The organism is Streptomyces sp. WAC05292 (genome assembly GCF_003949955.1).
GTDB lineage: Bacteria > Actinomycetota > Actinomycetes > Streptomycetales > Streptomycetaceae > Streptomyces > Streptomyces globosus.
In genome coordinates this window covers 1-6,915 of the sequence record NZ_RPSE01000345.1, presented here as the reverse complement: position 1 = coordinate 6,915, position 6,915 = coordinate 1, and the positions used below count along the sequence as shown (strand labels likewise).

Here is a 6,915-nt window from a genome sequence, read left to right as displayed (position 1 = left end):
CGTGCTGGGGGTCGTCATCGGGGCGACGTACAGCGCGGTGGGCGGCGAGCCGGGGGGTGCGCGGGCGGTGAACTCGTTCGCGACGTCGCGGCCGGCGCCGCCCGGTCCGGGGCACGGCTCGCCGCAGCCGGGGCCGTCCGGGTCGGCCGGGCCGTCCGGGTCGCCTTCCGGTTCGCCGCCGGGGTCGCCGTCGCCGTCGCCGTGGACGAGCGGTTCGCCGTCGCCCTCGCCGACGCCGTCGCTGTCGGCCCGCCCGTCGCCGAGCCGTTCGGCGGTGGTGCGGCCGTCGGCGTCCGCCCCGTCGGCGCGGCCGTCCCCGCGGCCCTCGGCCACCGCCACGCCGACGCCGAAGCCGGCGCCGGTCGTCCACGCGGTCGGGGTGCAGCTGGCGCAGACGGGCCAGGACACGGCGGCGGCGGACATCTCGTTCAAGACGACGGGCACCGGCACGGTCCGGGTCACCGTGCAGTGGTTCACGGGCGACGACGGCGACCCCTTCGCCGAGCCCGACGGCACCACCGTGTACGACCACACGGCGGGCGGTACGGCGGCGCTGGCGGCGGCCGGGCCCGTCACGCACACGTTCAAGGGCGGCGGCTGCCACTGGGGCGTCCGGGTGACGACGTCCCCGGCGGCAGGACAGGGCCCGGCCACCGACAGCCTCGTCGTGAGGAGGTGCTCCCCCGCATGAACGACGACGACGAATACAGCGCCACCGTGCTCGGCAGCCACTGGATCGACAGGCCGCAGGAGCCCCGGGACGCCGTCCCCGACCGGGTCGAGGGCTCGGTCCTGCGGTTCGGCCCGGGCGTGACGGCGGCCGCGCCGGCGCCGTTCCCCGTGGTGCTCCCGCCCCGCCCGCGGCGGCGCCCCGAATGGCGCCGCTACACCCTGGCCGGGGCCGTGCTGCTCGGCGTGCTCGGCTACCTGGCGTGGCAGGAGTGGGGCCCGGGGCTGGCGGTGCGGGAGGTGTCGGCCGCCACCGCGGACGGCCGGGACCCCGGCTGCGACTCGACCGCCGACGTGGTGGCCCTCGTACGCACCAACGGGCGCCCGGGGACGATCGCGTACCGCTGGCTCCGCAGCGACGGCACCCGCACGGAGGCCCTCTCCGAGCGGGTCCCGCGCGGCCGCGACGAGGCCCGCCTCCACCTGCTGTGGACGTTCCGCGGCGAGGGCGTGTACGAGGCGTCCGCCACCGTCGAGATCCTCTCCCCCGGCAGCCGCACGGCCCGCACCGCCTTCACGTACCGCTGCGACCGCTGAGCCGTCCCCCGGCGGGGAGTCGGGCCGGCAGCGGGCGTGGGCGGTGATGCCGGCCTCGCACTCGCCCGTCGTCGCCGGGGTGACCGCCGGCCTGCACCGCGCGGCCGCCGCCGGGCGGTCCTCCGTCGCCGCCCCGGGCGGCGGTGTCCCCGGCCCGGATCGCGGCGCGCGCCGCAGCGTCCGGTGTGCCGATGGGATCAGGTGGTCGAAGCGCCCCGGCCGCAGGAACGCGGGGGCATGGGAGGCGCCGCGGTGCACAGCGGCGGGGCCGGGAACCGTCCGGTGCGTCCATAGACTGGCATCTTCCGCTCGCACACTCCTTCGAGGATTCGAACCGCCCCATGGTCTTTCACCCGAGAACCGCCCTCCGCCGCCTTCCCGTGTGGCTGCCGCCGGTGCTGTGGACGACGGGACTCGGACTGTGGGGGCTGTCCCGGCAGGACAGCGTCTGGCGGGACGAGGCGGCCACCTGGCAGGTGGCCGGCCGGTCGGCCGGGGACATCTGGGCGATGCTCGGGAACGTCGACGCCGTGCACGGGCTGTACTACCTGCTGATGCACGGCCTCTTCGAGGTGTTCGGGCCGGGCACGGCGACGCTGCGGCTGCCGTCGGTGCTGGCGGTCGCCGCCGCCTCGGCGTGCACGGCGCTGGTCGGGGACCGCCTGGCGGGCCGCAGGGCCGGCCTGGCGGCGGGGTTCGCCCTGCCGCTGCTGCCGGCCGTGCAGTTCCACCTCCAGGAGGGCCGCCCGTACGCCCTGGTCGCGGCCGGCGCCGGGCTGTCGACGCTGCTGCTGGTGTCGCTGCTCGCGGACGGGGCCGGGGCGGAGGGCGGGCGGCCGGGCCGGCGGCGGTGGCCGCGCTGGACGGCGTACGCGCTGGCGGTGCTGGTGTGCGCGCTGCTGAACTGGCTGTCGCTGCTCATCCTCCCGGCGCACGCGGCCACCCTGTGGTGGACGGGCGCGCGGAGGGCCGTGGTGGCGCGCTGGGCGGCAGCGGCGGCCGGGGCGGCCGCCGGGGCGCTGCCGCTGGTGCTGTTCAGCCGCAGCCAGTCCGACCAGGTGTCCTGGATACCGCCGCTGACCTGGCACATGATGATCGGTCCGGCCGTGCTGCTGGCGGTGGGCGGGCTGTGCGCGGCGGCGGACCGGCCGCGCGCGGGCCGGCTGTCTGCCGCGGCCGTGGGCCTGCCGCTGCTGGCGGTGCCGCAGCTCGGGCTGATCGGGCTGTCGCTGGCGCAGCCGCTGTTCCTGGAGCGGTACGTGCTGTTCGGCATGCTGGGGCTGGCGCTGCTGGTCGGCGCGGCGCTGGAGGCGGGCGCACGCGCCCTCGCGCCCCGGTTCCCGCGGGCGTCGGCGCTGGTGGTGCCGGCCGTGGTGGCGGCGGCGGTGCTCGCGCTGCTGCCGCAGTCGCTGGCCAAGCGGTCGCCGGCGAGCCGGGTCGACGACGTGCTGGCGGTGGCCGGGGAGGTGGCCCGGCTGGGCCGGCCGGGCGACGCGGTGGTGTTCGTACCGGCGGCCCGCAGGGACACGGCTCTGGTCTCCCCCGGGGCGTTCGCGGGGCTGGTGGACGTCGCGCTGGAGCGCGGCCCGGCCGAGTCGGCGACGCTGAAGGGCGAGGAGGCGGATCCGGCGCGGATCCGCGCCGCCCTGCTGGAGCAGCGCCGGGTGCTGCTGGTGACGGATGCCGCCCGGGTGGCGAAGCCGTCGGGCGCCGCGCGGGACGCGGCGAAGGCGAAGGTGCTCGCGGAGCACTTCGCGGTGGTGGCGGACCGGGAGGTGCGGGGCCGGCGGGTGACGGTGTACGAGCACCGTTAGGGGACGCGGCCGGGCGGGTTCGGGGTGGCCTCCGGGCCGGGATTCACAGCGGATTCATATGGAATAGCGGGCTCCGTTCATGGTTTCGACGGGGAGGCTCGGACCATGATCCCGCGCATGCCGAGCCGAACGCCGCGCCGCACCCGCGTCCGCCGGGCCGCCCGGACACTCGCGGCCCTCGCCGCCATGGCCGCCCTGCTGGGCGCCCACGTACCGGACGCCTCCGCCCTGCCGCCCCCGGGCACCACCGCGACCGCGCCGCCGGGCGCGACGGCGGACCGGGTCGGGCCGCTGTTCGCCGGAGGGCTGGACGGCGGCCACTTCTGCACGGCCTCCGTGGTCCGCAGCGCGGGCCGGAACGTGATAGCCACCGCCGCGCACTGCCTGGCCGACCCGCTGAACACGGTCTTCGCACCCGGATACCGCGACGGCAGGGCCCCGTACGGGGTGTGGCGGCTGACCGGCGTCCGCACCGCGCCGTCCTGGGCCGAGCGCGGGGACCCGGACGCCGACCTGGCCTTCGCCACGGTCGTCCCGGCGGGCGGCGGTGCGGCCCTGCCCGTGGAGGAGGCCGTCGGCGGCTTCCCGGTGGCGGGCGGGCTGCCGGCCGGGGCGGCGGCGACGGTCGTCGGCTACCCGCGGACCTCGGAGGCGCCGCTGCGCTGCACGAACACGACGGTCCTGCACGCGCCGACACAGCGGCGGATCGCCTGCCCCGGTCTCAGCGGCGGCACGAGCGGCAGCCCGTGGCTGGCGGGCGGCGCCGTGGCCGGCGTGCTCGGCGGGTACGAGGGCGGGGGGACGGACCCGGACGTCTCGTACAGCGCGGTGATGGGCGACCGTGCTGTGCGGCTGTACCGGGAGGCCGCGGGGCGGGCCTGACCCGGGGCGGCCGGCCTACTCGGGAATCCCCTCGGGCACCCAGGCGGGTGCCGCCTCCTGCGCGGACGGGGTGCCCGCCGCGGCGGGCACGGCAGCGGGCTCCACGGGGAGCTCAGCCGCGGGGGCGAACCAGGTCGGCCCGCCGGCGAGGGTGCGGCGGATCCGGTGGAGGGCGAAGGGGTGGAGCGGCGGCAGGGCGTCCGGCTCGAACCAGCCGACCTCCAGCGATTCATGGTCGTTGACGCGGGCCTCGCCGCCCGTGGCGCGGCAGCGGAACGTGATGTCCTGGAACTGGCAGACGTCCCCGTTGGGGTAGGTGAACGGTTCGAGCATCTCGACGAGGACGACCTGCTCGGGGACGCAGCGGACGGCCGTCTCCTCGTACACCTCGCGCGCGGCGGTGTCGGCGGGCTGCTCCCCCGGCTCGGGGATGCCGCCGATCACTGACCAGCCGCCGGTGTCGGCGCGGCGGCCGAGCAGCACGCGCCCGAGGTCGTCGACGACGACGGCGGTGACGCCGGGCAGCAGGAGAAGCCGGTTCCCGGCGTGCTCGCGGATCTCGCGGATGAACTCAGGTGTCATCCCCCGACCATACGAGGCCGCGGGCGCGGCCCCCGTCAGGCGGCGCGGCCCCGGGCGCGGATCCGCCGTGCCAGGACCAGGCCGAGCCCCCCGGCGGCGAGCACGAGGAGCGCGTACTCCGGCAGCGGGCCGAGCCGGGTGGCGGGCGTCTCGGAGGAGCGCAGCGGGATCTCGGCGACGAGCGCGTCCGCGGTGAACATCTCCGTCTGCTGCACGACCTTGCCGTCGGGGCGGATGACGGCGCTGACGCCGCTGGTGACGGGCACGAGGACGGTCCGGCTGTGCTCGACGGCCCGGACGCGGTCCATGGCGAGCTGCTGGTAGGTCATCTGGGTGCGGCCGAAGGTGGCGTTGTTGCTCGGTACGGCGATGACCTGGGCACCGGCCCGGACGGTGGAGCGGACGGCGTCGTCGAAGGCGGCCTCGTAGCAGGTGACCATGCCGACGCGGCTCCCGGCCATGTCGAAGACGCCCGGCTCCTTGCCGGGGCCGAAGTCGCGGCTCACCCGGTCCACGTCCTTGCTGAACAGGCGCACCACGGACCGCATGGGGATGCGCTCGCCGAAGGGCTGGATCTTCCGCTTGTCGTAGGTGTCGGTGGGGCCCTTGGCGGGGTCCCAGCGGATCACCGTGTTGCGGAGCGGGCCGGTCTCGGGCGCCAGGACGGACCCGACCGAGACGGGCACGCCGACCGCCTTCACCGCGTTGTCGATGACGCGGTAGGCGTCCGGCTGGGTGAAGGGGTCGATGTCGGAGGAGTTCTCCGGCCACACCACGAAGTCGGGCCGGGGGGTCTTTCCCGCACGGACCTCCTCGGCGAGCTGGAGGGTCCGGTTGGCGTGGTTGTCGAGGACGGCGCGGCGCTGGGCGTTGAAGTCGAATCCGGCGCGCGGGACGTTGCCCTGGATGACGGCGGCCACCGCGGTGCCGTCCTCGGCGGCGGAGGAGACGAGGGGGCGGGCCGCGAGGGCCGCTCCGACGGGTGCGGCGACGGCGAGCGCGGCGACGGCGGCGGTGGCCCGGCGCGGCTTCTCGCGGGCGGCGAGGAGGGCCGCGTACAGGCCGAAACCGCACAGGGCGGTGCCGAAGGAGAGCAGCGGGGTGCCACCGAGGGCGGCGAGGGGGAGGAGGATGCCGTCCGCCTGCCCGAAGGCGAGCTTGCCCCAGGGGAAGCCGCCGAACGGGGCGCGGGCCCGCAGCGCCTCGCCGGCGGTCCACACGGCGGCCGCCCACAGCGGCCAGGCGGGCAGCCGGCCGACGAGGGCGATGCCGGCGGCGGTCCCGGCGATCATGAGGGCTTCGAGGGTGGCGAGGGCGATCCACGGGACCGGGCCGACGCCCTGGCTGGTCCACACGAGCAGCGGCAGCAGGAATCCGAGGCCGTGGAGGAGGCCGAGCCCGGACGCGGCGCGGGCACGGCGGCCGCGGAGGCAGCCGGCGAGCACGGCGAGGGCGACGGGCGCCAGCCACCACAGGGGCCGCGGCGGGAAGCTCAGGTAGAGCAGCGCACCGGAGCCGGCGGCGAGGAGCGCGCGGACCGCGGCGGCCTTCCGCCCGGACTGCTCGGCGCCCGCGGGCCGCGCGGAGGGGGAACCGGTACCGGCTTCGGCTTCCGCTCCGGCGGATCGGGGCTCTCGGGTGACACTGCTGCTCATCTGGCGGAGTGTACGCGGCCGGTCCGCCGGGGCGGGCTCGGGCGGGTCGGGTGGCCTGCTCAGCGGGTGTGCGTCCGCAGGTGGGTGTCGATCACGCGGACCGCGTTCTCGGCGTCGTCGACGGTGACGGTGAACAGCTCGCCGTCGCCGAGGTGGAGCGCGAGGCCCTCGCCGCGGCGGACGATGACGGCGGTGCCCTTCTGGGGCCGCCAGCGGTGGCCCCAGCCGCCCCACTGCTGCGGGGTGATGTGGGGCAGGTACTCGGCGCGGGTGACGTCGGCGAGGCGGACGGTGCGGCGCGGCAGGCCGATGTGGCCGCAGCGGACCTCCAGGGCCTCCGCGTCGATCGTGACGGCCACGTACACGAAGGCGAGGGTGCCGTACAGGATCAGCAGGCCGACGGCGATGCAGCCGACGACGGCCATGAGCAGCGGCGCGGTGCCCGCGCCCCAGGAGGAGGCGACGGCCAGCTGGACGCCGAGCGCGAGGGCCGCGGCGCCGGCGAGGGCCAGCAGCCACTGGGCGCGGTTGGAGGCCCGGCCCGCCCAGAGCGGACCAGGGGGGTGACCCGTCATGGGTAGCAGCGTACTCACGATCCGCAGGTGCGGCACCGCCCCCCGCGTGCCCGTCCGGGGGGCGGGGTCCCCGGACACCGCGTGCGGTGCGGTGCGGGACCCCTGGCCGGACCCCTGGCCGGGGTGGTGTCACAGCGCGGG

6 protein-coding genes and 2 pseudogenes are annotated in these 6,915 nt (G+C 77.2%); 4 read left to right on the top strand and 4 right to left on the bottom strand.

Annotation, left to right across the window (positions count from 1 at the left end; all coding sequences use genetic code 11):
- A pseudogene (locus EF903_RS26150) lies at positions 1–408 on the bottom strand (hypothetical protein); the annotation flags it as partial.
- Between EF903_RS26150 and EF903_RS26145 the strand changes: the two are divergent.
- The 4 genes from EF903_RS26145 to EF903_RS26130 all read left to right on the top strand — a co-directional run bounded on the left by EF903_RS26145 (position 380) and on the right by EF903_RS26130 (position 3,962).
- Positions 380–691 (top strand): hypothetical protein, encoded by a 312-nt coding sequence (locus tag EF903_RS26145; RefSeq protein WP_125547173.1) that lies wholly within the window; start codon positions 380–382, stop codon positions 689–691. The pseudogene EF903_RS26150 and the gene EF903_RS26145 sit on opposite strands and share 29 nt — an antisense overlap.
- Positions 688–1,266, top strand: coding sequence for a hypothetical protein (locus EF903_RS26140; RefSeq protein ID WP_125547171.1), 579 nt, complete (start codon positions 688–690; stop codon positions 1,264–1,266). The genes EF903_RS26145 and EF903_RS26140 overlap by 4 nt, the downstream gene beginning before the upstream one ends.
- A gap of 341 nt (positions 1,267–1,607) precedes the next feature.
- Positions 1,608–3,080, top strand: coding sequence for a glycosyltransferase family 39 protein (locus EF903_RS26135; RefSeq protein WP_125547169.1), 1,473 nt, complete (start codon positions 1,608–1,610; stop codon positions 3,078–3,080).
- Positions 3,081–3,197: 117 nt separating this feature from the next.
- A complete protein-coding gene (locus EF903_RS26130) occupies positions 3,198–3,962 on the top strand; it encodes a serine protease (RefSeq protein WP_125547167.1) in 765 nt (254 codons plus the stop codon).
- A gap of 120 nt (positions 3,963–4,082) precedes the next feature.
- On the opposite strand, the pseudogene EF903_RS26125 reads toward EF903_RS26130, so the two are convergent.
- From EF903_RS26125 to EF903_RS26115, 3 genes and pseudogenes are all read right to left on the bottom strand, one after another.
- Positions 4,083–4,544 (bottom strand): annotated as a pseudogene (locus EF903_RS26125) (NUDIX hydrolase); the annotation flags it as partial.
- A 35-nt stretch (positions 4,545–4,579) separates the two neighbouring features.
- Positions 4,580–6,199 (bottom strand): apolipoprotein N-acyltransferase, encoded by a 1,620-nt coding sequence (lnt, locus tag EF903_RS26120; RefSeq protein WP_125547163.1) that lies wholly within the window; start codon positions 6,197–6,199, stop codon positions 4,580–4,582.
- Positions 6,200–6,258: 59 nt separating this feature from the next.
- A complete protein-coding gene (locus EF903_RS26115) occupies positions 6,259–6,774 on the bottom strand; it encodes a hypothetical protein (RefSeq protein ID WP_125547161.1) in 516 nt (171 codons plus the stop codon).
- Positions 6,775–6,915: the final 141 nt, after the last annotated feature.

Excerpts from the sequence above, each read along its gene's own strand:
- EF903_RS26135 (WP_125547169.1), top strand. The coding sequence starts at position 1,608 with ATGGTCTTTCACCCGAGAACCGCCCTCCGCCGCCTTCCCGTGTGGCTG.
- EF903_RS26140 (WP_125547171.1), top strand. The coding sequence starts at position 688 with ATGAACGACGACGACGAATACAGCGCCACCGTGCTCGGCAGCCACTGG.
- EF903_RS26115 (WP_125547161.1), bottom strand. The coding sequence starts at position 6,774 with ATGACGGGTCACCCCCCTGGTCCGCTCTGGGCGGGCCGGGCCTCCAAC.
- EF903_RS26130 (WP_125547167.1), top strand. The coding sequence starts at position 3,198 with ATGCCGAGCCGAACGCCGCGCCGCACCCGCGTCCGCCGGGCCGCCCGG.
- lnt (WP_125547163.1), bottom strand. The coding sequence starts at position 6,199 with ATGAGCAGCAGTGTCACCCGAGAGCCCCGATCCGCCGGAGCGGAAGCC.